This window comes from Streptomyces sp. NPDC050439, assembly GCF_040655335.1.
Lineage (GTDB): Bacteria > Actinomycetota > Actinomycetes > Streptomycetales > Streptomycetaceae > Streptomyces.
This window is the reverse complement of record NZ_JBFAJT010000006.1, coordinates 667,586-691,278: the sequence shown is the minus strand read 5'-3', so window position 1 is coordinate 691,278 and position 23,693 is coordinate 667,586. Positions and strand designations below refer to the sequence as shown.

Here is a 23,693-nt window from a genome sequence, read left to right as displayed (position 1 = left end):
CTCGCCCATCCGTACGAAGCGGTCGTACGGACCGGGGCTTGGACAACCCGCGACCCGAGGAGTGCAGTGGCAGCCAACGACCGGGCGTCAGCTCCCGGCAAGCCCGGTGGGAGTTCCGGCGCCGACGGGCTGATGCGCGCCTCCCTGAGCGCGGTCGCGCCCGGCACGGGCCTGCGCGACGGACTGGAGCGCATCCTCCGCGGCAACACCGGAGGGCTCATCGTCCTCGGCTGGGACAAGACAGTCGAATCGATGTGTACGGGCGGATTCATCCTGGACGTCGAGTTCACGGCGACGCGGCTGCGCGAGCTGTGCAAGCTCGACGGCGGCATCGTCGTCGACAAGGACATCACCAAGATCCTGCGGGCGGGCGTGCAGCTCGTCCCCGACCCGACGATCCCCACCGAGGAGACGGGCACCCGGCACCGCACCGCGGACCGCGTGTCCAAGCAGGTGGGCTTCCCCATCGTCTCCGTCTCCCAGTCGATGCGCCTCATCGCGCTCTACGTGGACGGACAGCGCAAGGTCCTGGAGGACTCGGCGGCGATCCTGTCCCGCGCGAACCAGGCCCTCGCGACCCTTGAGCGGTACAAGCTGCGCCTCGACGAGGTGGCGGGCACCCTGTCCGCCCTGGAGATCGAGGACTTGGTGACGGTGCGGGATGTCACCGCCGTCGCGCAGCGCCTGGAGATGGTGCGCCGCATCGCCACGGAGATCGCCGAGTACGTGGTGGAGCTGGGCACCGACGGCCGCCTTCTCGCCCTCCAGCTGGACGAGTTGATCGCGGGCGTCGAGCCCGAGCGCGAGCTGGTCGTCCGGGACTACGTGCCCGAGCCCACCGCCAAGCGCTCCCGCACGGTCGAGGAGGCGCTCTTCGAACTGGACGCCCTTTCGCATGCGGAGCTGCTCGAACTGCCCACCGTGGCGCGGGCTTTGGGTTACACCGGCTCCCCCGAGGCGCTGGACTCCGCGGTCTCCCCGCGGGGCTTCCGCCTGCTCGCCAAGGTGCCGCGCCTTCCCGGCGCGATCATCGACCGCCTGGTCGAGCACTTCGGGGGCCTGCAGAAGCTGCTCGCTGCGAGCGTCGATGACCTGCAGACCGTGGACGGCGTGGGTGAGGCGCGGGCCCGGAGTGTGCGCGAGGGGCTCTCGCGGCTTGCCGAGTCGTCGATCCTGGAGCGGTACGTCTAAAGCTGGAGGGTGCTGCTGAGTGGGTGGGATTCTTGCCCGCCCACCCACCCGCTACTCAGCGGTCAGCTGTCCTCAAGCACGAACGACGTCTTCACCGAACCGAGGCCCGGGGACTTGGCCTCCACCAGATACGTGCCGGGGGACGCGCTGCCGGCCGACGGCGTCGCGCAGTTCGGCTCGCTCTTGTGGCGGTCCCACTCCACGGTGTGCGTGACGCGACCGTCGCCCGGCACCCGCAGCAGGAGGCTCCCGCCGCCCGCGGGGCAGTCCGCCGAGGACCAGATCTCCTTGTCGCCGTCCGCCTGAGTGATCGTCAGCACCGTCTTCTTGCCGCCGAGGTCCACCTTGCAGGCCTTGCCCGCGCTGTTGGAGGCGACGAGTTCGAACTTGGGCTTCTCGCCGACCTCGTACCGGTTGTGGACGCTCTTCAGCTTCAACTTCACTTCGCCGCTCACGCAGTTGGGCAGGCTCGACCCGGCGGGCAGTTGTCCGCCCGCACCGCCGCCGCCCTTGGCGCCGTCGTCCGAGCCGCTGCCGTCGCCACCGCCGGAGTCTCCCGAACCGCCCGAGCCGCCGGACCCCTCGGAGTCACCCGAGCCGCCGCCGGAGCCACCGGAGCCGCCCGAGCCGGAGTCGCCCTCGTCGCCCGACTCCTCGCGCCCGCCCGGGTTTTGACTGATGGCGGGCCCGGAGCCGGAAGGTCCTGGCGTGATGGACGTGGCGGGCCCGGAGCCCGACGGGCCGTCGGCGCCGTCCTTCTTGCCCCCACCGCCCATGGTGATCACCCACACGGCCAGAAGCGCCAGCAGTCCGATCAAGGACAGCAGAACGGCCCTCCGACGCCAGTAGATGGTGGAGGGAAGCGGCCCGACCGGATTGCGCAGAGATCCCACGGCCCAAACCTTACGAGAGATCCGGGACTTGTCCTGCCCCACCCGCCGCCCAGAGTCACAAAGTTTCCGGATCATCATCTCGGAAGGACTCCGGAACGGCTGACTCCGCTTTCCTACCCCTGTCTTTCGTCAGGGGGTGTGACGGGTCGATCGCCGGGTGTGACGATTCGGACCCACTACGTACCGTCCGTAATCATGGACACCATGACCGACGATCTCTATCGCGATGTCACCGACTTCGCCAACGACACCCCTACCTGGTTCCAGCATCTCGCCGAGGTGTGGACGGAACTCGGACTGCTGCTTTTCGGTGCGCTCTTCGTCGTCGCCTGGTGGCGGGCGCGGCGCTCGGACCCCCGCGCCCTCGCGATAGCTGTCCTCGCACCCCTCGTCACGGCGGTGGCCTACGTCTGCAGCGAGACCCTCAAGTCCGCGGTCGACGAGGAGCGTCCGTGCCGGGCCGTCGCCGGCGCGGTCACCTCGATCGTCGAGTGCCCCGCGTACGGCGACTGGTCCTTCCCCAGCAACCACTCGACGATCGCCGGTGCCGCCGCGGTGGGCCTGGCGCTCGCGTGGCCGCGGATCGCGGCGCTGACGCTGCCGATGGCCGTTCTCATGGCGTTCTCGCGGGTCTTCGTGGGCGTGCACTATCCGCATGACGTGGCGGTGGGCCTGCTTCTGGGCGCCGTGCTCGCCCTCCTCCTCGTACGTCTGGCGACCCGGCCCGTGGCGCGCGTCGTCGAGACGATGCGTGGTTCGTCGACGGGTGTCGTCCGGTGGTTCGCGGGGCCGGGTGCCCCGGTGCCGGCATGGCAGGCGGAGACGCGGGGAGGGTCGCATCGGCGGCCCACGTCGCACCGCCGCTGAGCCTGCTGAGCGGGCGTCAGAGGCGCACAAGTCCCGCCTCGTAGGCCACGATCGCCGCCTGGACGCGGTTCTTGACCCCGAGCCGGTCGAGGACCGCGCTCACGTACGCCTTGACCGTGCCCTCCACCAGGTGGAGCCGGGCGGCGATCTCCGGGTTGGACAGGCCCTCACCGACGAGCCCGAGCACTTCACGCTCGCGCGGGGTGAGGGCCGCTGTCCTCGCGCGGGCGTCGGCGCCGCGGCCCATGCGCTGGGCGCCGTAGCCGTCGATGACGTGGCGGGCCACCTTGGGCGAGAGGAAGGCGGCGCCGCCGGCCACCGCGCGTACCCCCGCGATGAGTTCGTGCGGGTCGCCGGACTTCAGCAGGAAACCGGTGGCTCCCCCGCTGAGCGCTCGTGCGACGTAGGCCTCCTCGGAGAAGGTCGTCAGCATCGCGACCGCGGTGCCGGGCATCGTCCGTACGATCTCCTCCCCCGCGGCCAGGCCGTCGAGTCCCGGCATACGGATGTCGAGCAGCGCGACGTCGGGGCGGTGGGCCTGGGTCAGGGCGATGGCCTCTCTTCCGTCGCCCGCCTCCGCGACGACCTCGATGTCCTCGCCCGCGCCGAGGATGGCGCGGACGCCCGCGCGGATCATCGCCTCGTCGTCGGCCAGCAGTACGCGGATCACCGCACCCACTCCTTCTCGTGCTCGTGCTCGTGCTCGTGCTCGGACCCTGCTCTGGCTTCCGCCTTGGGGATCACGCTTTTCTCCACGAGGGCCCCGTCCTTGAAGCAGACCCTGAAGTGCCGGACGGCGACGAAGAGTTCACCGCTGGCGCGGTAGTAGCGGCAGTCGGCTCCTTCGGGGGGCGGGGTCGGGGCGCGTTCCGCGGGCGGATCGGAGGCGGCCAGGTCGGGGAGCTGGCGTTCGGCGTCGGCCTGGGCCTGGCCGAGCGACAGGCGTGCGAAGTCGGCGGGTTGCAGGACGGCGTGCGAGCGCGAGTACGCGTACCAGGCGAAGGCGCCGCCGACGAGCAGGACTCCGGTGGCCAGGGCGGCGCCGAAGGCAAGGAGGGTGCGGTGGCGGGCGTGGGCGAGTCGTCCTGGGCCGGTGGGGTGCGGGGGGCGCAGTGCTTCGGTACGGGGCTCGACGCGGGCTTCGACGCGGGCTTCGACGCGGAATCCGTCGGCGTGCGGGCCCGCGTGGAGGGTGCCGCCGAGGTCTTCGAGCCTGGCCCGCAGATGGGCGAGGCCGGAGCCCGCGCCGGGGCCGGAACCCGGGCGCTGGGGAGCTCCGTTGGTGACGACGACCGCCGTTTCGCGCACTTCTACGGTGACGGGGGCGCCGGGGGCGTGTCTGGCGGCGTTGGTGAGGGCTTCCTGGACGACGCGGTGGAAGGTGCGTGCGGCGGCTTCCGCGGCTTCTGCCACTTTCGCGGCTTCTGCGGTCTTTGGCCTTCTCGTCTCCGTACGCTCCTCTTCCTCGCCGTCCTGCGTGTACCGCACCGGCAGCCCTGAATCGGCGGCCCGTTCGACGAGGGCCCGCAGGCTTTCGCCCGCGGGGCCGAGGGGGGCGACCTCGTCGCCCTCTTCCCTCAGCAGCCCGATGATCTCGTGCAGCCGGTCGGTGGCGTCCGACGCGGCCGCGCGCAGGTCGGCCGCGGCGGTGCGGTGCCGGTCCGGCAGGTCGGCGGCCACCTGGAGGGCGCCTGCGCGCACCGCGATGAGGCTCAGTTCGTGGCCGAGGGAGTCGTGCATGTCCTGGGCGATGCGGGCCCGTTCCCGCAGCCGGGCGCGGTCGGCGACGATGCGTTGCTCGCGCTCCAGTTGGGCGGCGCGGGTCCAGCCCGCGGCGGAGAGTTCGCGGGCCTGGCGGAGGTAGCGCCCGGCGAGCCAGGGGAAGACGGCGCCGAAGAGCAGGGTCCCCATGAGGACGAGCCACTCCACGACGGGGTCCACGCCGCGTACGACGATCTTGGCTGTGCCGATGAGGGCGGTGGCCCCGAAGGCGAGGGCCGCGGGGCGGAGTCGGGTGGACCGGCGGCCCATCAGCAGCGCGAAGGCTGCCAGGGCGGGGCCGTACGAGATGGTGAACAGGGAGGGTGCCGTGGCGAGCCCCAGCGCTGCGGCTGCCGCGAAGGCTGCGGCCGGGCGGTGGTGCCGGGTGGCCACGGCCAGTGCGAGCACGGTGGTTCCGGCTGCCTGGAGCCAGGCCGGACGGGGCTCGCTCAGCCCCAGCGGGCCCGCGCAGACGGCGGGTATCGCCAGGGCCCCCCAAAGAAGGGCACCACGCCCCCGATCACTTTTCACCCCCCGAAGCTACTTCCCCCACCCCGGAACCCACCCCTGCCGATAGTCAGGTCCTCCCGACCCGCTGCACTCCCCCCGGGGCCCGCAGGCACCCCTGACCGAACGAACCTTCCCCACCCACCCACCCGATCACCCGGCATCCACCCCCAACGAACGAACCTCTCCCACCCACCCACCCGATTGCCCCGCGGTGCCATGGGGGCAATCGGGGTGGGCGGCAACGCGTGCAGACGCGGGGGTTGGCGCGCGGGCGGGTTGGGGCCGTGGCCTGGGGCGGGGGGCCTCGACCCAGGCGGGGGGGGCTCCGCCCAAGCGGGGGGCTCCACCTAGGCCGGGGGCCTCCGCCCAGGCGGGGGGGCTCCACCCAGGCGGGGGGCCTCCACCCAAGCGGGGGGCCTCCACCCAGGCCGGGGGCCTCCACCCAAGCGGGGGGCCTCCACCCAGGCGGGGGGGGCTCCACCCAGGCCGGGGGGGGCTCCACCCAGGCCGGGGCCTCCACCCAAGCGGGGGGGCTCCACCCAGGCCGGGGGCCTCCACCCAGGCGGGGGGGCTCCACCCAGGCCGGAGGCCACCGCCCAAGCGGGGGGGAGCTCCACCCAGGCCGGGGGCCTCCACCCAGGCGGGGGGGCTCCACCCAGGCGGGGGGGGCCTCCGCCCAGGCCGGGGGCCTCCGCCCAAGCGGGGGGGGCTCCACCCAGGCCGGGGGCCCCGCCCAAGCGGGCAGCCTCGCCCCGCGTTCGGGCGGCCCCGCTCCCGGTAAAGAGAGGAAAGCGGCCCCGCCTGGCTCGCCCCCCGGGGGCCCCGTGGCAGGATCGGGGTGCCATGACTGCGCCTACGAAGCCCATGCCAATGTCCGAGAGCCCCGAGCCCGCCGGCGAGGCCCTGCACGGTCCCGTCATCGCCTGGTTCGACGCCAACGCCCGTGATCTGCCGTGGCGTCGGGCCGACGCCGGGCCCTGGGGTGTGATGGTCAGTGAGTTCATGCTGCAGCAGACGCCCGTAAGCCGCGTCCTGCCCGTGTACGAGCAGTGGATCGCCCGCTGGCCCCGCCCCGCCGACCTCGCCAAGGAAGCCCCGGGTGAGGCCGTCCGTGCCTGGGGACGCCTCGGCTACCCCCGCCGGGCGCTCCGCCTGCACGGCGCCGCCGTCGCCATAACGGAACGGCACGGCGGCGACGTACCGGCCAAGCACGCGCAGCTCCTCGCGCTGCCCGGCATCGGCGAGTACACCGCCGCGGCCGTGGCGTCGTTCGCGTACGGGCAGCGGCATGCCGTCCTTGACACGAATGTGCGAAGGGTCTTCGCGCGGGCCGTGACCGGCGTCCAGTACCCGCCGAACGCCACCACCGCCGCCGAGCGCAAGCTGGCCCGCGCCCTCCTCCCCGAGGAAGAGCGCACGGCATCCCGCTGGGCCGCCGCCTCCATGGAGCTCGGCGCCCTCGTCTGTACCGCCAAGAACGAGAGTTGCGGACGTTGTCCCATCGCCGCGCAGTGCGCGTGGCAGGCGGCCGGGAAGCCGGCGCATCAGGGGCCCGCCCGGCGGGGCCAGACGTACGCGGGCACGGACCGCCAGGTCCGCGGCAAGCTGCTCGCCGTGCTCCGCGAGGCCGTCGCCCCCGTGCCGCAGGCGGCCCTCGACCGCGTGTGGGACGAGCCCGTGCAGCGGGCCCGCGCCCTGGACGGACTCGTCTCCGACGGTCTCGTCGAGCCGCTACCCGAGGGGCTCTACCGACTCCCCCTGACCTAGCTTTACGCCGCGCCTACTTCTGTTACACAACCGACGGAAGGCCGTGCGCCCTCCGCTGGCTGCTCCGCACAGCCTCGTGACAACGCCTCCGTAGCTTCATAGCCGTACCGCACAAGCAGCGGTGGTCGGTGAACGGAGGCGGTTGGGTATGGCGCACGGCGAGGTGCTCGAGTTCGAAGAGTACGTCCGCACTCGGCAGGACGCCCTGCTGCGCAGTGCCCGGCGCCTGGTCCCCGACCCCGTCGACGCCCAGGACCTGCTGCAGACGGCGCTCGTGCGGACGTACGGCCGCTGGGACGGCATAGCCGACAAGCGGCTCGCGGACGCCTACCTGCGCCGCGTCATGATCAACACGCGTACGGAGTGGTGGCGGGCCCGCAAGCTCGAAGAGGTCCCCACCGAGCAGATGCCCGACGCCCGCGTGGAAGACTCCACCGAACAGCACGCGGACCGTGCCCTCCTGATGGACATCATGAAGGTCCTCGCACCCAAGCAGCGCAGCGTCGTCGTGCTGCGACACTGGGAGCAGATGTCCACAGAGGAGACGGCCGCGGCACTCGGCATGTCCGCGGGAACGGTCAAGAGCACCCTGCACCGGGCGCTCGCCCGGCTCCGCCAGGAGCTGGAGAGCCGGGACCGCGAGGAGCCCGCCACCGGCGCGCTCGAACGTGAGGAGCGGGAGCGTTGCGCGGCCTAAGCACCCGGGCTGGCAGGAAGACCGGCAGGCAGACCGGCAGAAAGATGAGGGCGGGGAGCGCGGCGGCGGTCGCACTCGCCGCCATCGGCCTTTTCCTCACCTCCTGCTCGACCGGCGGCGCCGGCGCCCGCGACGAGGGCCCCGGCAACCGCGGCGAGACGGTGATGACCCCCTCGCCGTCCCCGACACCGTCGACGACGTCCGCGCCTTCGCCGCCCTCCAGCCTGGAGGCGGTCGAGCTCGTCAAGGACGACCCGAAGGTGAGCCGGACGGTCAAGCGTGACCTGAAGCCCTGTGTCGCCGACGAGTATCCGGTCGACGTCTCGTACGGCAGCCTGACCGGAGGATCTGCCTCCGATGTCGTCGTGAACATCATGACCTGCGGCGATGCGGTCGGCACGAGCAGTTACGTGTATCGCGCCGAAGGCAAGAAGTACGAGAATGTCTTCCAGGACGAGGAGCCGCCCGTCTACGCGGAGATCGACCGGGGCGACCTGGTGGTGACCAAGCAGGTGTACGAGAAGGGTGACCCGGTGTCGTATCCGTCCGGCGAGGAAGTCATCACGTACCGCTGGTCCTCGAACCACTTCACCGAGACGGACCGCACCCGCAGTCACTACAGCAGCGCGGCGGGCGGCGACGCACCCGCTCCGTCGGAGAACTGAGAGAACTGAGAGCCCCCGATGGCAGAGCACACCCATGTCCTGTTCGTCGAGGACGACGACGTCATCCGCGAGGCGACGCAGCTCGCGCTCGAACGGGACGGCTTCGTCGTCACCGCGATGCCCGACGGCCTGAAGGGCCTTGAGGCCTTCCGCGCCGACCGCCCCGACATCGCGCTGCTCGACGTGATGGTGCCGGGCCTCGACGGCGTCTCGCTGTGCCGCCGCATCCGTGACGAGTCGACGGTTCCGGTGATCATGCTCTCGGCGCGTGCCGACTCCATCGACGTCGTGCTCGGCCTGGAGGCGGGCGCCGACGACTACGTGACCAAGCCCTTCGACGGCGCCGTCCTGGTCGCCAGGATTCGCGCCGTCCTTCGCCGCTTCGGGCACGCGAGCGGTCCCGACGCGGGGGCGCCCGTCGGCGGTGAGGGCGGCTCGCCCGACGGCGGCGTGCTGCACTTCGGCGATCTGGAGATCGACACGGAGGGCATGGAGGTCCGCAAGGACGGCGCCCCGGTGGCCCTGACGCCGACCGAGATGCGCCTGCTGCTCGAATTCTCGTCCGCGCCCGGCACGGTCCTCTCCCGCGACAAGCTCCTGGAGCGCGTGTGGGACTACGGCTGGGGCGGCGACACCCGCGTCGTCGACGTCCACGTGCAGCGCCTCCGTACGAAGGTCGGCCAGGACCGCATCGAGACGGTCCGCGGCTTCGGCTACAAGCTCAAGGCGTGAGCCGACCGCATGGCTGAAGTACCAAACGGGTCTGACGGTCCGGTGCGTCTCGGGGGACATATATGAGCAGGGGGACGGTGGCGGCGCTGCGCACGCGCCTTGGCTCCGGCCTGCGCACCGGCGTGCGCTGGAAGATCAGCGCGGCGATCGCGCTGGTCGGCGCGCTCGTCGCGGTGGCGCTGAGCCTCGTCGTGCACAACGCGGCGCGCGTATCGATGCTGGACAACGCGCGCGACGTCCAGGACGAGCGCATTCTGTACGCCCAGCGGATCTACGAGACGTCCGGGCGCACGGGCCAGTTCGGCATGAAGATCGACGACCCGGAGATGCCCAGAGACCTGCTGGCGAAGGTGCTCACGGGGCGTCGCGCGACGTATGTGGAGGACCACGAGGGCGGTGTGCCGGACATCTGGGCGGCGGTGCCGCTGAGCGACGGCCACATCCTGTCGCTGCACACCCGCTTCACCGACCGCAGCGCCACCGTGATGAAGGACCTCGACCAGGCCCTGGTCATCGGCTCCATCTCGGTCGTCTTCGGCGGCTGCGCGCTCGGGGTGCTCATCGGCGGCCAGCTCTCGCGGCGTCTGCGCAAGGCGGCGACGGCGGCGCAGGAGGTCGCCCAGGGGCAGACGGACGTGAGCGTACGGGAGGCCATCGGCGGCGTCGTACGCGATGAGACCGATGACCTCGCGCGGTCGGTGGACGCGATGGCGGACGCGCTCAAGCAGCGCCTCGAAGCGGAGCGGCGGGTGACGGCGGACATCGCGCACGAGCTGCGTACGCCGGTGACCGGTCTGCTCACGGCGGCCGAACTGCTGCCGCCGGGACGCCCGACCGAGCTGGTCAGGGACCGCGCGCAGGCGATGCGCACGCTCGTCGAGGACGTGCTGGAAGTGGCGCGTCTGGACAGCGCGGCCGAGCGGGCCGAGCTGCAGGACCTGATGCTCGGTGAGTTCGTGACGCGGCGGATCGCGGTGCTGAACTCGGACGTGAGCGTGACGGTGGTGCACGAGTCGGAGGTCACCACCGACCCGCGCCGCCTGGAGCGCATCCTCGGCAACCTCCTCGCCAACGCGGCCAAGCACGGCAAGCCGCCGGTCGAGGTCAGCGTCGAGGGCCGCGTGGTGCGGGTGCGCGACCACGGCCCCGGGTTCCCCGCAGGTCTCCTGGAGGAGGGGCCGAGCCGCTTCCGCACCGGCAGCACGGACCGCGCGGGCGTCGGCCACGGCCTGGGCCTGACGATCGCGGCGGGCCAGGCGCGGGTCCTGGGCGCGAGGCTCACCTTCCGCAACGTGACCCCCGCGGGCGCGGGCCCCGAGGACCCGGCGGAGGGCGCGGTGGCAGTCCTCTGGCTCCCGGAACACGCCCCGACCAACACGGGCAGCTTCCCGATCCTGCAACTGCCGGACAGGTACAGGTAGCCGGTCTGCTGTGGGCAGGCGTTCCGCAGCACGAATAAGCAGGGCAGCAGCACACAGCAACGGGCCCCCGGCACCAGAAGGTGCCGGGGGCCCGTTTCAATCGAGGGGGCCGACCGCAGGTCAGACGGCTTCCGCCACCTTCGCTTCCCCGGAGTCGGAGCTCTTGGGCTCGGAGTCCTTCGGCCCGGCCCCCCGCAGGGGAACCTCCTTGACGAAGAACGCCGCGATCAGCGCGGCGACCCCGATGATCGCGCCCAGCAGGAACGCCGAGTGCGTACCGGCAGACACCGCGTGCTGGTACGCGTCCCGCACGGCCTCCGGCAGCTTCGCCAGGCTGTTCGCGTCCAGCTGCGCCGACTGCTCGGTGACCTTGCCGCCGAGGTCACCGGCGCGCGAGGCCATCGTGTCCTCGACCCGGCTGTTGAAGAGCGCCCCCATGATCGCGACGCCGAACGAGGAGCCGAGCGTACGGAAGAGCGTGGCCGAGGACGACGCGACGCCCATGTCCTTCATCTCGACGCTGTTCTGCGCGACCAGCATCGTGATCTGCATCAGGCAGCCCATGCCCGCGCCGAGCACGGCCATGTAGAGACCCGAGGTGAACCGCGAGGTGTCGGTGTCCATCTGCGACAGCAGGAAGAGCCCGAGGACCATCAGTACGGTGCCGGCGATCGGAAAGATCTTGTACTTGCCGGTCGACGTGGTGAACCGCCCCGAGAAGAACGAGACGACCATCATCGAGAGCAGCATCGGCAGGAGAAGGAGCCCGGAGTTGGTGGCCGAGGCCCCCTGCACCGCCTGCTGGTAGAGCGGCAGGAACAGCATCGCGCCGAACATCACGAACCCGGTGAGGAAGCCGATCACCGACATGAGCGTGAAGTTGAGGCTGCGGAAGATGTGCAGCGGCAGGATCGGCTCGGCGGCCTTCTTCTGCACGATGACGAAGCTGATGAGCGAGACGACGCCGATCGCGATGAGTTCCATGATCACGGTCGAGGTCCAGGCGTACTCCGTGCCGCCCCACGTGGTGACGAGCACGAGCGAGCTGATGCCCACGGTCAACAGCGCCGCGCCGAGGTAGTCGATGCGCCCCTTCGCCTTCTTCTTCGGCAGGTGAAGCACCGCGGTGACCATGGCGAGCGCGACGGCGCCGAGCGGCAGGTTGATGTAGAAGGCCCAGCGCCAGCCGAGGTGGTCGGTGATGGTGCCGCCGACGAGCGGCCCGCCGATCATGGCGACCGCCATGACGCCGGTCATCATGCCCATGTACTTGCCGCGCTCCCGCGGCGTGACGAGCTCACCGATGATCGCCATGACGCCGACCATCAGACCGCCCGCGCCGAGCCCCTGGACGGCACGGAAGCCGATCAGCTGGCCCATGTCCTGCGCCATTCCGCTGAGCACGGAGCCGAGCAGGAAGATCACTATGGAGGTGAGGAAGACGCCCTTGCGCCCGTACATGTCGCCGAGCTTGCCCCAGATGGGGGTCGACGCGGCGGTCGCGAGCATGTACGCGGTGACGACCCACGACAGGTGCTCCATGCCGCCGAGGTCACCGACGATCGTCGGCATCGCGGGGCTGACGATCATGTTGTCGAGCATCGCGAGCAGGATGGTGACCATCAGCGCCATCATCACGACGCGCACGCTGCGCGGCTGAGGCGCTTCCTTCTCCGATCCGACTGATCCGGCCGATCCGGCCGATCCGGCCGATCCGGCCGATCCGGCCGATCCGGCTGCTTCCGCTGGTATCGCCTGCTCCCCCGGCTTTGTCCCTGTCTCCGCCATGTTCCCCACTCCCCGGTTACCCCGACTGCGTGTTGCTGTCCGCCGCCACTTACTTGCCGACCGGCAAGCTGACTACACTGGGGGAAACTAGACCCCTAGCTAGCCGGGCGTCAAGTAAGTAAAATCGGATCCAAGGATTCGAGCCGAGAGGGAGCCGAGGAGCAAAGAGATGGTCACGGGCAAGCAGCAGCGCCGCGGGGACACCCGCCAGCGCATCCAGGACGTGGCCCTCGAACTTTTCGCCGAGCAGGGGTACGAGAAGACGTCACTGCGCGAGATCGCGGAGCGTCTGGACGTCACGAAGGCGGCGCTCTACTACCACTTCAAGACGAAGGAAGACATCCTCACCAGCATCTTCGAGGACATGACCCGGCCCATCGACGAGCTGATGGAGTGGGGCAAGGAGCAGCCGCGCACGCTGGAGACGAAGCGGGAGATCCTGACCCGCTACAGCGAGATCCTCAAGGGTGCGGCGCCGCTCTTCCGCTTCATGCAGGAGAACCAGGCGACGATGCGGGACCTGAAGACGGGCGAGACCTTCAAGGACCGCATGATGGGCCTGCTCGACATCCTGCGCGACCCCGAGGCCCCGATGACGACGCAGGTGCGGTGCTTCAGCGCGTTGTTCACGATGCACGGTGGGATGTTCGTGCTCAAGGACGCCGAAGGCGACCCCGAGGAGAAGCGCAAGGCCATCCTGGAGGTCGCCATCGATCTGGTGACACAGGCGCACGAAGGCGCCTAGTCGCGCACTGCTCAGACGCTGACACCGTTGGAGCGCAGGAACGCGACCGGGTCGACCGCCGAGCCGTAGTTCGGGGTCGTACGGATCTCGAAGTGCAGGTGCGGGCCGCTGGAGTTTCCGGTGTTGCCGGAGGCGGCGATGTGCTGGCCGGTCTTGACGGCCTGGCCGACGCGGACGTCGATCTTCGACAGGTGCGCGTACTGCGAGAACGTGCCGTTGTCGTGCTTGACCACGATGGCGTTGCCGTAAGCGGGACCGTCACCGGCGCCGTTGCCGCCGGCCTTGACGACGGTGCCGTTGTGCACGGCCTCGACGGAGGTGCCGATCGCCACGGCGAAGTCCTGGCCGGAGTGCTTGCTGGACCACATGTTGCCGCCGAGCCCGAAGGACGCGGAGAGCGTGTACTTGTCGACCGGGTCCTGCCAGCCCGCGGCCTTCTTGGCGGCGGCCTGCTTGGCCTGCTTGGCCTGCTCGGCCTTCTTGGCGGCGGTCTGCTTGGCCTTGGACGCGGCCTTGGCCTGAGCGTCGGCCTGCGCGGCTATCGAGTTGGCGGACACGCCGGGCAGCGCACCGCCCTTGGTGTCGGCCGCGGCGGCGATGCCGGTGCCGAGAACGGCGGAAGCGCCGAGCCCGACGGTGGCGGCGGTGATGACGGCCGTCCGCGTACGGAGCAGGGACAGGCCGGACAGGGTGGACGTGGCGCGCTTCGACATGGCGGAAGACCTCCGGGATGGGGAGCGTGTACGTGACACCGCCGCTGTCGCCGCGTGGCACGTGGGGCTGGGACTGAACCTGTGTCCGAGACACAGAGGGACCCGGCACACGCTTCGCTGCGTTTCCGCCGGGGCCCCACCTTGGTAACCCGCACCCCGCCCGCTGCTCAAACCCCCCATCTACTACCTAATGCCGTAGCCAACCGCCCCTCTTTCGACCCCTTGACACCGACAAATTCCGACAATTCCCCCTTCAACCATCTGCCGGAATTGACGCTCGGAGTCAGGTTTAACCCCACTTCGAAAGGGCACCTCGGGCCAGCACTGGCACGTTCGGCGGAAGGACCCCGCCGACGCGCCCAAGGTCCCGGGGGTTGCGTGCCGAAGGTCCCGACCACCCCTCCGACCAGCACCACTATTCCGCCTAGTACCGGACATAACGCCTGTGCGTCATGTCACCGGCCCCCGAGATCCACAACCTCCCGAATGTGACCGGCGCTACGCTGCGGCGCATGGATCCCGCGGCCATAGGCTCCGTCTCCCGACTCGCGTCGAGCGTCGTCACTCCCCTGGTCAAGCGCCTTTTCGTACGGGAGGGGCCGGGCGCGGGCCTGGTGGAGAAACCCGTCCGCCTCTCGGGGCTCGTGTCCTTCCGGGGCGAGAAGCGGAAGCTGACCGACAAGGACCTGGCGAAGCTGGCGGCGGAGCTGGTGCGCCAGGCCGTACGGGCCTCCGGCGAGAGTGCCGTCCCCGCGGACGAGGAGCAGGCGGTGGTCGACGCGCTGGCCCGCACCCTGCACGCGCTGGGCGACCTCACCCTCACGGACGTCCAGGCGGTCGAGCTCGGCCACAACGCCCTGGCGCTGCGCCTGCGCCGGGCGAGCGGCAACCCCGACCGTGACCTGTCGGCTGACGCGGCGTACTTCTACGACCGCCTGCTCGACACGACCTGCCTGCACATCCTGCACTTCTTCACGCAACGCTCGGCCTTCGTGGCCCGGACCCTGGTGGAACAGAGCCGCCGCCAGTCGGAACTGATCACAAAGATCGACGAACTGATCGCCCGCAATCCCCTTCCCGGGGCGGAGGACGTGGCCTTCGAGCAGCGGTATCTCGCGTACGTCGCGAGGAAGCACGGGAAGCTGACGATCTTCGGGATCGATCTGACCCGCACGCCGGGGAAGTGGCCGCTGGACGCGGCGTACATGTCGCTGGAGGCGACGGATCGGACGCAGACCTACGCGATGTCCGGCGAGGTCCGACGTGACCCCTGGGGTACGCCGATCGCCCCCACGCCCCGCCCCGCCGACCAGTCACTGGCCGAGCACGACCGAGTCCTCCTGCGCGGCGAGGCGGGCTCCGGCAAGACGACCCTCGTCCAGTGGCTCGCGGTCAGCGCCGCGAGCCCCGCCCCGGACGACGACCGCATGACGTACCTCTACGACCGCATCCCCTACGTCCTCCCCCTCCGCACCCTCACCCGGCACGGCGAGCGCCTCCCCGCCCCCGCGGACTTCCTCGCGGCGGTCGGCTCCCCGCTGGCCGGCACACAGCCCAAGGGCTGGGAGTCCCGCGTCCTGACGGCGGGCCGCGCGCTGATCCTGGTGGACGGGATCGACGAGATCCCGGAGTCGGAGCGCGCCCGCACGCGGGAGTGGCTGACGGACCTGATCGACGCCCACCCGGGCAACCGCTGGCTGGTGACGTCACGGCCGTCGGCGGTACGGGAGGACTGGCTGGCCGAGGAGGGCTTCGCGGAGCTGACCCTGTCCCCCATGGGCGGGCGGGAGGTCGCCGCCTTCATCAGCCGCTGGCACACGGCAGCCGCGACCGGCGTACCGGAGGAGGATGACGCGCTGGTCTCGTACGAGGCCCAGCTCCTGCAAGCCGTGTCCGCCAAGCCCGACCTGGGCCTCCTGGCGACCAATCCCCTGATGTGCGGTCTGATCTGCGCCCTGCACCGCGACCGCAGGGGATTCCTGCCGCTGAGCCGCAAGGACCTCTATACGGCGGCACTGTCCATGCTGCTCGTCCGCCGCGACCGCGAGCGCGACATGGGCATCCCCGAGGTGCGCGAGGAGCCGCAGCTCCAGTTGCTGCAGCGCCTCGCGTACTGGCTGATCCGCAACGGCCGTACGGAGATGGACCGTTCGCGCGCGGAGGCCGTCATCGCCGACGCCCTGCCGTCCGTCCCGGAACTGACCGACCTCGGCGACGCGCAAGCGGTGTACGCGCACTTCCTGCACCGCAGCGGGCTGCTCCGCGAACCGGCCCCCGGCACGGTCGACTTCATCCACCGCACCTTCCAGGACTTCCTGGGGGCGCGTGCCGTGGTGGACGAAGGGGACTTCGGTCTCCTGGTGCGGCAGGCCACGGACGACCAGTGGGCGGACGTCATCCGGATGGCCGTGGCGCAGGCGCGGCCACGTGAACGGGCGGAAATTTTCCGCGACTTGATCGAGTCCGGCGACGCGCAAGCCGATGCACGCACGCGGAACAAGATCCATCTGACGGCGGCGGCCTGCCTGGAGCACGCGGCGGAGCTGGCGCCGGACGTACGGCGCGAAGTGGAGCGGCGGATGGCCGCGCTCATCCCGCCGCGCGGCACGAACGAAGCTCGTGAGCTGGCGGCGATCGGACCCATGGTCCTCGACCTGCTGCCGGGTCCGGACGACCTGAGCAGGGACGAGGCCCGCCATGTGGCGGTGACCGCGACGCATGTCGCGTCGGACGCGGCGATCCCGTTCCTCGCGCGACTCGCGCGGCATCCGTCCTTGCGGGTGCGCAGCCAGCTCATGTGGGGCTGGGGCAGGTATGAGGCCCGCCCCTACGCGGAACAGGTCATCGCCCAACTCGACGACGGCACCACGCATTTCTCGCTCCAGAGCGACGCTCAGGTCAGGGAGCTCGAACGGCTGGGCCTGCGGCCCAAGCATCTGGACATCCGCGCTTCCGTCTCCCCCGAGGCCGCGTCGGGACTGATCGCGGCCTGCGTCCCCACCTCTCTGGCCCTGGAGCTCCCCCCTGACCGGCTCACGCCCGAGGCGCTGCACGGCCTGCGCCGCCTGGACTCACTGCGCTTCCACAAGCTCTCCCTCGACAGCGAGTGGTGGAACCTCGCGTACATCCCTGCCGAGGCTCCGCTGCGTACGCTCGGGTTCGTCGGCAGCTGGGACACGCTCGGTGATGCGCACCGCATGCGCCGTTGGCGGGAGTTGACCTGGCTCATTTTCGGTGACGACGACGGCCCGAGCGCCGCGGGCGACTGGCAGTACCTCGAAGATCTCCCCCGACTCGAACGCCTGAGCGTGACGCCTTCCATCCTCGCCCACGCGACTCCCCCGCTGCGGCTGGCGACCGTCGACGAACTGATCCTGACCAGCACCAACGGCTGGCAGGACGCGACTTCCCACCTGGCGGAGATCTTCCCGACGGTCACCCGCCTTCAGGTGGTCACGCGACCGGGCGAGGAGACGTTGGACCTGGGCGCCGCCCCCCTCCCGCCGACCCTCCGGCTCGTGATGGTCCCGGACATCCAGGTGACCGGCCTCGACGCGATCCCTTCGGGGGTCGAAGTCGACGTCTACCCGGCACTTACCGATTGAGCTGGAACCACACCCCCTTCCCACTCCCGGTGGGCGTCACCCCGCACACGTCCGACAGCGCGGTCACGAGGAAAAGTCCCCGCCCGCCTTCGTCCTCGCCGGGAGCCCTTCGGGGGGACGGCAGTTGATCGCTCCCGTCGTACACGGCGACCCGTACGTGCGTGGCCGCGACGGCCGCTCTCAGGTGCACGTCACCCTTCGTGTGCTGATGCACGTTGGTCACCAGCTCCGACGTACAGAGCGCGGCGGCTTCGGCGAGGTGACCGAGCCCCAGCGTGAGCAGCGCGCTGCGTACGAAGTCGCGGCAGATCTTGGGCGAGCTGGCGTCGGCGGGGGCGAACAGGGTGTAGGCGAGCGGGAGTTCGGGCCGCTCGTCCCCGCATACGGAGTCATGCACGGTAACGCCCATGAGACGCCTCCAAGGCGCGCGTAGGGGTTCGTTCGCTGTGACGGTGATGGGTGGGGTGGGGGTGGCCCGGCCGCAGTGGCCTACTGCCCCTCGCGAACAAGTCACCGCCCGGAACGGGGACTTGGATCGGACAGTGCGCTTCTGCGGCTGAGCAGGGGTTACTGCGTCGCAGCGATGCTTCCACCATCAGCGTGTGAGCGTCGCCATACTCACCGTAAGGAACAACGGGCCACTAGTGCAACCCAGTTGCCTCAATCGGTGGAACCCTCGCCACCAACCCGGCAGACTGAGCGCGAACCCTCAGGAGGTCCAACCTTGGCACTGCGGCTGCACATCACCGAGCGCCAGCGAAGACTCGGCATCGAGCTACGGAAGCTGCGCGAGAGCGCGGGGCTCAATCTCATCGAGGCGGCTGCGCTGATCGACATGGGGCGACCGCACCTCACCCACATCGAGGCGGCCAGAACCGGCATCTCCACGGAACGGCTCCGCACCCTGGTCGGCGATTACGGGTGCACTAGTGGCCCGTACGTCGATGAGCTGGTCCGCATGTCGGAGAGCAATGGCAAGGGGTGGTGGTCCAGTTACCGCAAGGCTTTGCCGCAGCGATCTCTCGACCTTGCCGAACTGGAAGGTCGCGCCACCAGGATCCAGGGGTACGAGACGCTCGTCATTCCCGGGTTGCTTCAGACCGAGGCGTACATGCGCGCCCTCTTCCGGGATTCGCTCTCCGCCGCCACGGCAGATGAGGTCGACACCCTGGTCCAGTTCCGCCTGCAACGACAGAGCGCCCTGGCCGCACCCCAGCGCGCCAATCTGCACGTGGTCATCCACGAAGCCGCCCTCCGGCTGGTGGTGGGCAGCTCGCACGTCATGCGGGGACAGCTGACGCATCTGCTCACTGCGGCCCGGATGCCAAACCTGACGATCCAAGTACGCCCGTTCGATGCCGGTTCCGCCCTGTGGATCGGAGCGTCGTTCTCCATCCTGAGCCCTGGGGTCCCCGGTCTGGAAACCGTGGCGGTCGAGCACCCGTCTGCGCAGCTCAAACTCAGCGACCAAGCCTCACTCGACCAGTACAGCAGCACCTTTGCCGAGTTGAGCAAGAACTCACTGCCCCCGGTCGTCACAGATCATCCGCCAGATGCGCACACCGGGCGTGACTCCTGCGTTCTGCTCCAGCACCTTCTCTACACGTACCAAGGAAGCAGCCATGACTGACCTCAACTGGCAGAAGTCCACATTCAGCGAAGCCGGGGGAACCAACTGCGTCTACGTCGCGGCTACTCCTGACGGCGCCATCCGCCTCCGCGAGAGCGACGCCCCCGATAGGAGCCTCAGCACCTCGCCCGAGGCCTTCGCCGCCCTGGTCCGAACCCTTACGGGGCGCCAGTGATCCAGCCCCAGTGGCAGAAGTCCACCTTCAGCGGCGACCAGGCCAACTGCGTCTACGTGGCCGCCACCCGCGAACCGACCGCGACCATCCACCTCCGGGAGAGCGACTCCCCGGAGGCAATCCTCACCACCACGCCCGAGGCCCTCGCCGCCCTGATACGCACTCTCAGCGCGGCGCCCCGCTGAACAGTTCGCCCTTCGTGACCGTGCCGCTGTCCTTGGCGGCGGAGGCTCCCGCAAGGGGAACCGGGGCCGGAGCCCGTGGCCGAGGTCACCGGCAGGATTACTGCGCGCCACCCTGACCCGCGCTGCCGATCGGGCCGACCTTGACCGAGGAGCCCGAGCCGTCGCTGACGGGCAGCGTGGCGGCGCCCGGCCACGCCAGGGAGTACGACTTCGTCTCTCCGGGCGGGGTCACCACGAGGCCCGTGACACGGACACCGGAGCCACCCGAGTCGTTCATCGGGTAGCTGACCGTGAAGGACACCGACTCCCCGTCCGTGAGGAGCATCTCCGCGGCGGGCTTCCCCTCACGCGTGGCGGAGACGTTCCCCGCGTTGGTCTTCAGGTCGACGCCCGCGAACCCGGAGAGCAGGCAGGCCCGGTCACCGGGGTTCGCGAACGTCACCGCGACCGAACCCTTGTCGTCACCGTCGATGGTGCTGTCCGTCGCCGAGATGTCGAGGTCATCCGTACGGCACTTCTCGGCCCGCTCGACGTTGCCCGCGCCGCTCCCGGCCGCGGTGCCCTGCCCGCCGGACTCCTTGCCGGCCGAGTCCTTGCCGCCGCCCTGCTCCGAACCACCGTCCGAACCGGAGCCACCGCCCGAGCCGGAGCCGCCTGTGGAGGACGAGCTGGAGGCGGCCGACGGGTCACCCTGGCCCGCGACGTCATCGCCGTTGCAGGCCGTGAGCGAGAGGCTCGCGGCGACGGTCAGGGCCGCGGCGGCGATGCGGAGCGTGCGGCGACGAGCGGCGGTGGTGGTGTTGGAACGCATGGCGGGATCCCCCGTAGGTAGTTGTCGGCGTCCCCTCCTCGGGAACAAGACCGACTCTGGTCGAGCCCACTAATGCCGAACTCCCACCCGACTAACATCCGCCTAACGAACCCCGCTGAGCTGCGAAAAGTCCCCGGAAAGTCGCCGGACCGCCCGTGGCCCGCCCGTGGCCCGCCCGTCGCCCGACGCCACGGAATACCCCGCCCCCGCCCCCCGGTTGGCCCCACATGACGACTGACGCACCCTTCGATCCCCACGCCCTGCTCGCCGACAGCAGCCTCGGCGTGCTGGCGACCATCAAGGCCGACGGGCGGCCCCAGCTCTCGCCCGTGATGCCGTCGTACGACCGCTCCGCGGGCGTCATCCGCATCTCGACGACCGCGAAGACCGCGAAGTTCGCGAACCTGCGCCGCGACCCCCGCGCCGCCCTGGAGGTGACCAGCCCCGACGGCCGCGCCTGGGCCACGGCCGAGGGCGACGCCACCCTCATCGGGCCCGGGACCGACCCCCGGGGCCCTGAGGTGCAGGCCCTCGTCGACTACTACCGGGCCGCCGCCGGTGAGCACCCGGACTGGGACGAGTACCGCCGCGTCATGGTCGACGATCGCCGGGTGCTGATCACACTGACGGTCGAGAAGGTGTACGGCACGGAACTCGCCTGAGCCCCCGGCGCGCACCGCACCGCCCCCGCCGCCGCCCGCCGCCAGCCGCCAGCCGCCAGCCACAACCACGTACGAGTTGCAGGGAAATCCCACCGATCGCGGCTCCAGGCCGCACCCGGTGGGATTTTCTTGCGCCCCGGCCCCCTCACGCACCTCAAGCCCCTTCCCCCAGGCTTGAGTTGACCTACCCTTGACCCTCCACGACACACGAAATCCCACCCGCAGGGACCCCCTATGTCCATGGAGCCCGTTGTCCGCATCCCCTCGACGCTCGCCGCACCCCTCGTACAACGGCTCATCCGCACGCCCCCGCCGCAGCCGCCCGCCGCGCCCGGCCTGATCGCCGCCCTCACCACCTGGCGCGGCGCCGACGCCCCCGCGACCCCGGACGACGTACACCGCACCGCCACCGACTTCGTCCACCTCGCCGCCGAGGCGCGCCCCGCCCAGTCGGCCGAACTCGGCGCCGTGAGCGACGTGTTGACGCGCACCCTCCTCGCCGTCGGCGAGCTCGACCTCACGGACGTGGACGCGGTGCGCCTCGGCCCGCAGGACTACGCGCGGCGCCTGAGAGGCGCCGTGCAGGGCGCGGACCGCGCGCTGTCCCCCGGCGCCGCCTCGTTCCACGACGAGCTGCTCGTGGCCGTGTGCCTGCATCTCCTGTACCACTTCGTCCGCCGCTCCCCGCACATCCAGCGGGACATGGCCGAGCGCGCCAGCCGCATCCGCCAGCTCATCGACCTGAACGACGCGGAGGCCGCCGCCCGCCAGCCCGAACGCTCCCAGGAAGACCGGGACTTCGAGGCCGCGTACGCCGAAGAGGTCGTACGGCAGCACGGCTGGCTCACCATCGTCGGCGTGGACCTCGCCAACGCGCCCGACCGCTGGCCCCTGGAGGACACCTACCTCAGCCTGGAGGCCGAGGAGAGCAGCGGCAGCGGCGTACCGGGCGAACCGCGCACCGTGCTGCTCGCCGACCGGGCCCTGGAGGGGCACGAGCGGGTGCTGCTGCGCGGTGTCGCCGGCTCGGGCAAGACGACCCTCGTCCAGTGGCTCGCCGTGGCCGCGGCGCGCGAGGGCACCCGCGTGCCCTTCGTACTGCCCGTACGCCGCTTCGCCCGGGAGGGCTTCCCCGCCCCGGACGACTTCCTGCACGCCATCAGCCACCCGCTGGCCGACCAGGCACCCGAGGGCTGGGTCGTACGAACCCTCCTCGCGGGCCGCGCCATGCTCCTGGTCGACGGGATCGACGAGGCCCCGGAGGCGACCCGCGGCGAGCTGCGCGACCAACTGCGCCGTCTCCTTCGCATCTTCTCCGGCAACGGCTGCCTGGTGACGTCCCGCCCCTCCGCCGTCGAGGACGGCTGGCTCGCCCAGGAACGCCTCGCCGAGGAGGGCTTCAAGGAACTCTCCCTCGCGCCGATGTCACGCGACCAGGTCACCCACTTCATCCACGACTGGCACGCCGCCGCGATGAGCGACGACCAGTGCAAGGAGCAGTCGGAGCGCGACAAGCTCAGGGAGTACGAACAGCGGCTCCTGCACTCCGTCCGCATCTACCGCGAGCTCCGCCAGCTCGCCACGAACCCGCTGATGTGCGGCCTGATCTGCGCCCTGAACCGCGACCGCTCCGGCTCGCTCCCCAAGGGGCGCAAGGAGCTCTACGACGCGGCCCTGGAGATGCTCCTCCAGCGCCGTGACCCCGAGCGGGAGGTCTTGTACGCCGATGATGTGCGGCTCCAGCAAGGGCCCCGGGAGCTGCTTCTGCGCAAGCTGGCCCACGCGATGGTGGAGGAGGGCGTCTCGGAGCTGCCGCGCGAGCGGGTGGTCGCGATCCTGGACGGCGCGCTGCCCGCCATCCCCTCCGCGCGCGCCGAGGGCGACGGCGAGAAGATCTTCCGTCATCTGCTGCACCGCACGGGGCTGCTGCGCGAACAGGCCGGCCTCTCGGTCGACTTCATCCACCGCACCTTCCAGGACTACCTCGCCGCCAAGGAGATAGTGGCCCGCGGCCAGTTCCGCACCCTCGTCGAGCACGCGCACCGCGCCGAGTGGGAGGAGGTCATCCGCATGGCCGCCGCCCACGCCCGCCCCGAGGAGTGCGCCGACTTCCTCGAGCGGCTCCTGGCCGCCGCCCCGAACCTGCGCCGCCCGCACGTGAACCACCGGCGCCTGATGGCCGCGGCCTGCCTGGAGCACGTCACCGAGCTCGACCCGCAGGTGCAGCAGCTCGTCCACGACCGCACGAAGAACCTCGTGCGCCCCACCACGGAACTGGCCGCCCGCAGCCTCGGCTGGGTCGGCCCCATCGTCCTGGAGCAGCTGCCGGACCCCGCGCAGGTGCCGAGCGACCAGCAGGCGCTCCTCCTGGCGATCACGGCCACCCGCGTCCAGGACGACGCCGCCATCGACTACCTCGCCCGTATGCGCCACCGCTCGGCCCTGTCCATCCGGGCCGAGCTGGTCCGCCCGTGGCGGCACTTCGACACGGAGCGGTACGCGCGAGAGATCATCGCCCACCTCGACCCGCTCGGCCTGTACTTCCCGGTCTCCGACACGGCCGAACTCGCGGCGCTACGAGAGCTCGGCGGCCGCCCGTGGATCCAGGTGGTCGGCGTCATGCGCACCGAGGAACTCTTGGACGGCCTGGAACACGACCAGCTCACCCACCTGTGGATCACAGCGGAACTCGCAGACACGGACATGTCCTGGCTCTCCCGCTTCCCGAACCTGAGCGTGCTCCGGGTCAATCCACGTTTGCGCCGCGTACGGAATGTCCCGGAGGGAATCACGATCACTTCATAACCGGGGGGGCGCCCCGTAAGGGGCGCGGGGAACTGCGCGCTCAGCCACAAAGCACCCGCAGCCAAAGGTC

At 70.7% G+C, this 23,693-nt stretch carries 21 protein-coding genes; 14 read left to right on the top strand and 7 right to left on the bottom strand.

Annotation, left to right across the window (positions count from 1 at the left end; all coding sequences use genetic code 11):
* The first annotated feature begins 66 nt into the window (after positions 1-66).
* Positions 67-1,191, top strand: coding sequence for a DNA integrity scanning diadenylate cyclase DisA (gene disA, locus AB0I66_RS27730; RefSeq protein WP_363210644.1), 1,125 nt, complete (start codon positions 67-69; stop codon positions 1,189-1,191).
* A gap of 62 nt (positions 1,192-1,253) precedes the next feature.
* On the opposite strand, the gene AB0I66_RS27725 is transcribed toward disA, so the two are convergent.
* Complete coding sequence (locus tag AB0I66_RS27725) at positions 1,254-2,084, bottom strand: hypothetical protein (protein ID WP_363210643.1); 831 nt, start codon at positions 2,082-2,084, stop codon at positions 1,254-1,256.
* Between the two features lie 195 nt (positions 2,085-2,279).
* Between AB0I66_RS27725 and AB0I66_RS27720 the strand changes: the two genes are divergently transcribed.
* Positions 2,280-2,951 carry a phosphatase PAP2 family protein gene (locus AB0I66_RS27720; RefSeq protein WP_363210642.1) on the top strand — a complete coding sequence of 224 codons (672 nt, stop codon included), beginning with the start codon at positions 2,280-2,282 and terminating at the stop codon, positions 2,949-2,951.
* Between the two features lie 16 nt (positions 2,952-2,967).
* Here the strand turns inward: AB0I66_RS27720 and AB0I66_RS27715 are convergent, their stop codons facing one another.
* On the bottom strand, positions 2,968-3,621 hold the full coding sequence (locus tag AB0I66_RS27715) for a response regulator transcription factor (protein WP_363210641.1): 654 nt from the start codon (positions 3,619-3,621) through the stop codon (positions 2,968-2,970).
* Positions 3,618-5,243: a histidine kinase gene (locus tag AB0I66_RS27710; protein WP_363210640.1), complete on the bottom strand. Its 1,626-nt coding sequence runs from the start codon at positions 5,241-5,243 to the stop codon at positions 3,618-3,620. The genes AB0I66_RS27715 and AB0I66_RS27710 overlap by 4 nt, the downstream gene beginning before the upstream one ends.
* Positions 5,244-6,065: 822 nt before the next feature.
* Here AB0I66_RS27710 and AB0I66_RS27705 point away from each other — a divergent pair.
* The 5 genes from AB0I66_RS27705 to cseC all read left to right on the top strand — a co-directional run bounded on the left by AB0I66_RS27705 (position 6,066) and on the right by cseC (position 10,504).
* On the top strand, positions 6,066-6,989 hold the full coding sequence (locus AB0I66_RS27705; RefSeq protein WP_363210639.1) for an A/G-specific adenine glycosylase: 924 nt from the start codon (positions 6,066-6,068) through the stop codon (positions 6,987-6,989).
* A gap of 148 nt (positions 6,990-7,137) precedes the next feature.
* Positions 7,138-7,686, top strand: coding sequence for a SigE family RNA polymerase sigma factor (locus AB0I66_RS27700; RefSeq protein WP_363210638.1), 549 nt, complete (start codon positions 7,138-7,140; stop codon positions 7,684-7,686).
* A 44-nt stretch (positions 7,687-7,730) separates the two neighbouring features.
* Positions 7,731-8,351, top strand: coding sequence for a hypothetical protein (locus tag AB0I66_RS27695; RefSeq protein ID WP_363210637.1), 621 nt, complete (start codon positions 7,731-7,733; stop codon positions 8,349-8,351).
* An 18-nt stretch (positions 8,352-8,369) separates the two neighbouring features.
* A complete protein-coding gene (cseB, locus tag AB0I66_RS27690; protein ID WP_363210636.1) occupies positions 8,370-9,083 on the top strand; it encodes a two-component system response regulator CseB in 714 nt (237 codons plus the stop codon).
* 62 nt (positions 9,084-9,145) lie between these two features.
* On the top strand, positions 9,146-10,504 hold the full coding sequence (gene cseC / locus AB0I66_RS27685; protein ID WP_363210635.1) for a two-component system sensor histidine kinase CseC: 1,359 nt from the start codon (positions 9,146-9,148) through the stop codon (positions 10,502-10,504).
* 120 nt (positions 10,505-10,624) lie between these two features.
* On the opposite strand, the gene AB0I66_RS27680 is transcribed toward cseC, so the two are convergent.
* Positions 10,625-12,292: an MDR family MFS transporter gene (locus AB0I66_RS27680; RefSeq protein WP_363210634.1), complete on the bottom strand. Its 1,668-nt coding sequence runs from the start codon at positions 12,290-12,292 to the stop codon at positions 10,625-10,627.
* A gap of 169 nt (positions 12,293-12,461) precedes the next feature.
* Here AB0I66_RS27680 and AB0I66_RS27675 point away from each other — a divergent pair, with 169 nt between their 5' ends.
* Positions 12,462-13,037 carry a helix-turn-helix domain-containing protein gene (locus AB0I66_RS27675; protein ID WP_363210633.1) on the top strand — a complete coding sequence of 192 codons (576 nt, stop codon included), beginning with the start codon at positions 12,462-12,464 and terminating at the stop codon, positions 13,035-13,037.
* Between the two features lie 11 nt (positions 13,038-13,048).
* Here AB0I66_RS27675 and AB0I66_RS27670 read toward each other — a convergent pair whose 3' ends face one another.
* Positions 13,049-13,750, bottom strand: a complete 702-nt coding sequence (locus tag AB0I66_RS27670; protein WP_363210632.1) for a M23 family metallopeptidase — start codon at positions 13,748-13,750, stop codon at positions 13,049-13,051.
* A gap of 512 nt (positions 13,751-14,262) precedes the next feature.
* Between AB0I66_RS27670 and AB0I66_RS27665 the strand changes: the two genes are divergently transcribed.
* Positions 14,263-17,355 carry an NACHT domain-containing protein gene (locus tag AB0I66_RS27665; RefSeq protein ID WP_363210631.1) on the top strand — a complete coding sequence of 1,031 codons (3,093 nt, stop codon included), beginning with the start codon at positions 14,263-14,265 and terminating at the stop codon, positions 17,353-17,355.
* Here the strand turns inward: AB0I66_RS27665 and AB0I66_RS27660 are convergent.
* On the bottom strand, positions 17,345-17,764 hold the full coding sequence (locus AB0I66_RS27660; protein ID WP_363210630.1) for an ATP-binding protein: 420 nt from the start codon (positions 17,762-17,764) through the stop codon (positions 17,345-17,347). The genes AB0I66_RS27665 and AB0I66_RS27660 overlap by 11 nt on opposite strands.
* Positions 17,765-18,079: 315 nt before the next feature.
* Here AB0I66_RS27660 and AB0I66_RS27655 point away from each other — a divergent pair, with 315 nt between their 5' ends.
* Genes AB0I66_RS27655 through AB0I66_RS27645 form a run of 3 tightly spaced genes read left to right on the top strand, consistent with a single transcriptional unit; the run spans position 18,080 to position 19,345 of the window.
* On the top strand, positions 18,080-18,985 hold the full coding sequence (locus tag AB0I66_RS27655; RefSeq protein ID WP_363210629.1) for a helix-turn-helix transcriptional regulator: 906 nt from the start codon (positions 18,080-18,082) through the stop codon (positions 18,983-18,985).
* A complete protein-coding gene (locus tag AB0I66_RS27650; protein ID WP_363210628.1) occupies positions 18,978-19,160 on the top strand; it encodes a DUF397 domain-containing protein in 183 nt (60 codons plus the stop codon). The genes AB0I66_RS27655 and AB0I66_RS27650 overlap by 8 nt, the downstream gene beginning before the upstream one ends.
* The gene (locus AB0I66_RS27645) at positions 19,157-19,345 is read left to right on the top strand and encodes a DUF397 domain-containing protein (RefSeq protein ID WP_363210627.1); all 189 of its coding nucleotides are present in this window, start codon (positions 19,157-19,159) and stop codon (positions 19,343-19,345) included. Before AB0I66_RS27650 ends, AB0I66_RS27645 begins: the two co-directional genes overlap by 4 nt.
* Before the next feature lie 97 nt (positions 19,346-19,442).
* Here AB0I66_RS27645 and AB0I66_RS27640 read toward each other — a convergent pair whose 3' ends face one another.
* Complete coding sequence (locus AB0I66_RS27640; RefSeq protein ID WP_363210626.1) at positions 19,443-20,156, bottom strand: DUF4232 domain-containing protein; 714 nt, start codon at positions 20,154-20,156, stop codon at positions 19,443-19,445.
* A 227-nt stretch (positions 20,157-20,383) separates the two neighbouring features.
* On the opposite strand from AB0I66_RS27640, the gene AB0I66_RS27635 reads away from it, so the two are divergent.
* Both AB0I66_RS27635 and AB0I66_RS27630 read left to right on the top strand, forming a co-directional pair.
* Positions 20,384-20,818 carry a PPOX class F420-dependent oxidoreductase gene (locus tag AB0I66_RS27635; protein WP_363210625.1) on the top strand — a complete coding sequence of 145 codons (435 nt, stop codon included), beginning with the start codon at positions 20,384-20,386 and terminating at the stop codon, positions 20,816-20,818.
* 240 nt (positions 20,819-21,058) lie between these two features.
* Entirely contained in the window at positions 21,059-23,623 is a 2,565-nt protein-coding gene (locus AB0I66_RS27630; RefSeq protein ID WP_363210624.1) for an NACHT domain-containing protein, read from the top strand.
* Positions 23,624-23,693 lie beyond the last annotated feature (70 nt).

Excerpts from the sequence above, each read along its gene's own strand:
- AB0I66_RS27720 (WP_363210642.1), top strand. The coding sequence starts at position 2,280 with ATGGACACCATGACCGACGATCTCTATCGCGATGTCACCGACTTCGCC.
- AB0I66_RS27665 (WP_363210631.1), top strand. The coding sequence starts at position 14,263 with ATGGATCCCGCGGCCATAGGCTCCGTCTCCCGACTCGCGTCGAGCGTC.
- AB0I66_RS27680 (WP_363210634.1), bottom strand. The coding sequence starts at position 12,292 with ATGGCGGAGACAGGGACAAAGCCGGGGGAGCAGGCGATACCAGCGGAA.
- AB0I66_RS27630 (WP_363210624.1), top strand. The coding sequence starts at position 21,059 with ATGGAGCCCGTTGTCCGCATCCCCTCGACGCTCGCCGCACCCCTCGTA.
- AB0I66_RS27670 (WP_363210632.1), bottom strand. The coding sequence starts at position 13,750 with ATGTCGAAGCGCGCCACGTCCACCCTGTCCGGCCTGTCCCTGCTCCGT.
- AB0I66_RS27700 (WP_363210638.1), top strand. The coding sequence starts at position 7,138 with ATGGCGCACGGCGAGGTGCTCGAGTTCGAAGAGTACGTCCGCACTCGG.
- AB0I66_RS27650 (WP_363210628.1), top strand. The coding sequence starts at position 18,978 with ATGACTGACCTCAACTGGCAGAAGTCCACATTCAGCGAAGCCGGGGGA.
- AB0I66_RS27705 (WP_363210639.1), top strand. The coding sequence starts at position 6,066 with ATGACTGCGCCTACGAAGCCCATGCCAATGTCCGAGAGCCCCGAGCCC.
- AB0I66_RS27660 (WP_363210630.1), bottom strand. The coding sequence starts at position 17,764 with ATGGGCGTTACCGTGCATGACTCCGTATGCGGGGACGAGCGGCCCGAA.
- cseC (WP_363210635.1), top strand. The coding sequence starts at position 9,146 with ATGAGCAGGGGGACGGTGGCGGCGCTGCGCACGCGCCTTGGCTCCGGC.
- cseB (WP_363210636.1), top strand. The coding sequence starts at position 8,370 with ATGGCAGAGCACACCCATGTCCTGTTCGTCGAGGACGACGACGTCATC.
- AB0I66_RS27640 (WP_363210626.1), bottom strand. The coding sequence starts at position 20,156 with ATGCGTTCCAACACCACCACCGCCGCTCGTCGCCGCACGCTCCGCATC.
- AB0I66_RS27675 (WP_363210633.1), top strand. The coding sequence starts at position 12,462 with ATGGTCACGGGCAAGCAGCAGCGCCGCGGGGACACCCGCCAGCGCATC.
- AB0I66_RS27695 (WP_363210637.1), top strand. The coding sequence starts at position 7,731 with ATGAGGGCGGGGAGCGCGGCGGCGGTCGCACTCGCCGCCATCGGCCTT.
- AB0I66_RS27635 (WP_363210625.1), top strand. The coding sequence starts at position 20,384 with ATGACGACTGACGCACCCTTCGATCCCCACGCCCTGCTCGCCGACAGC.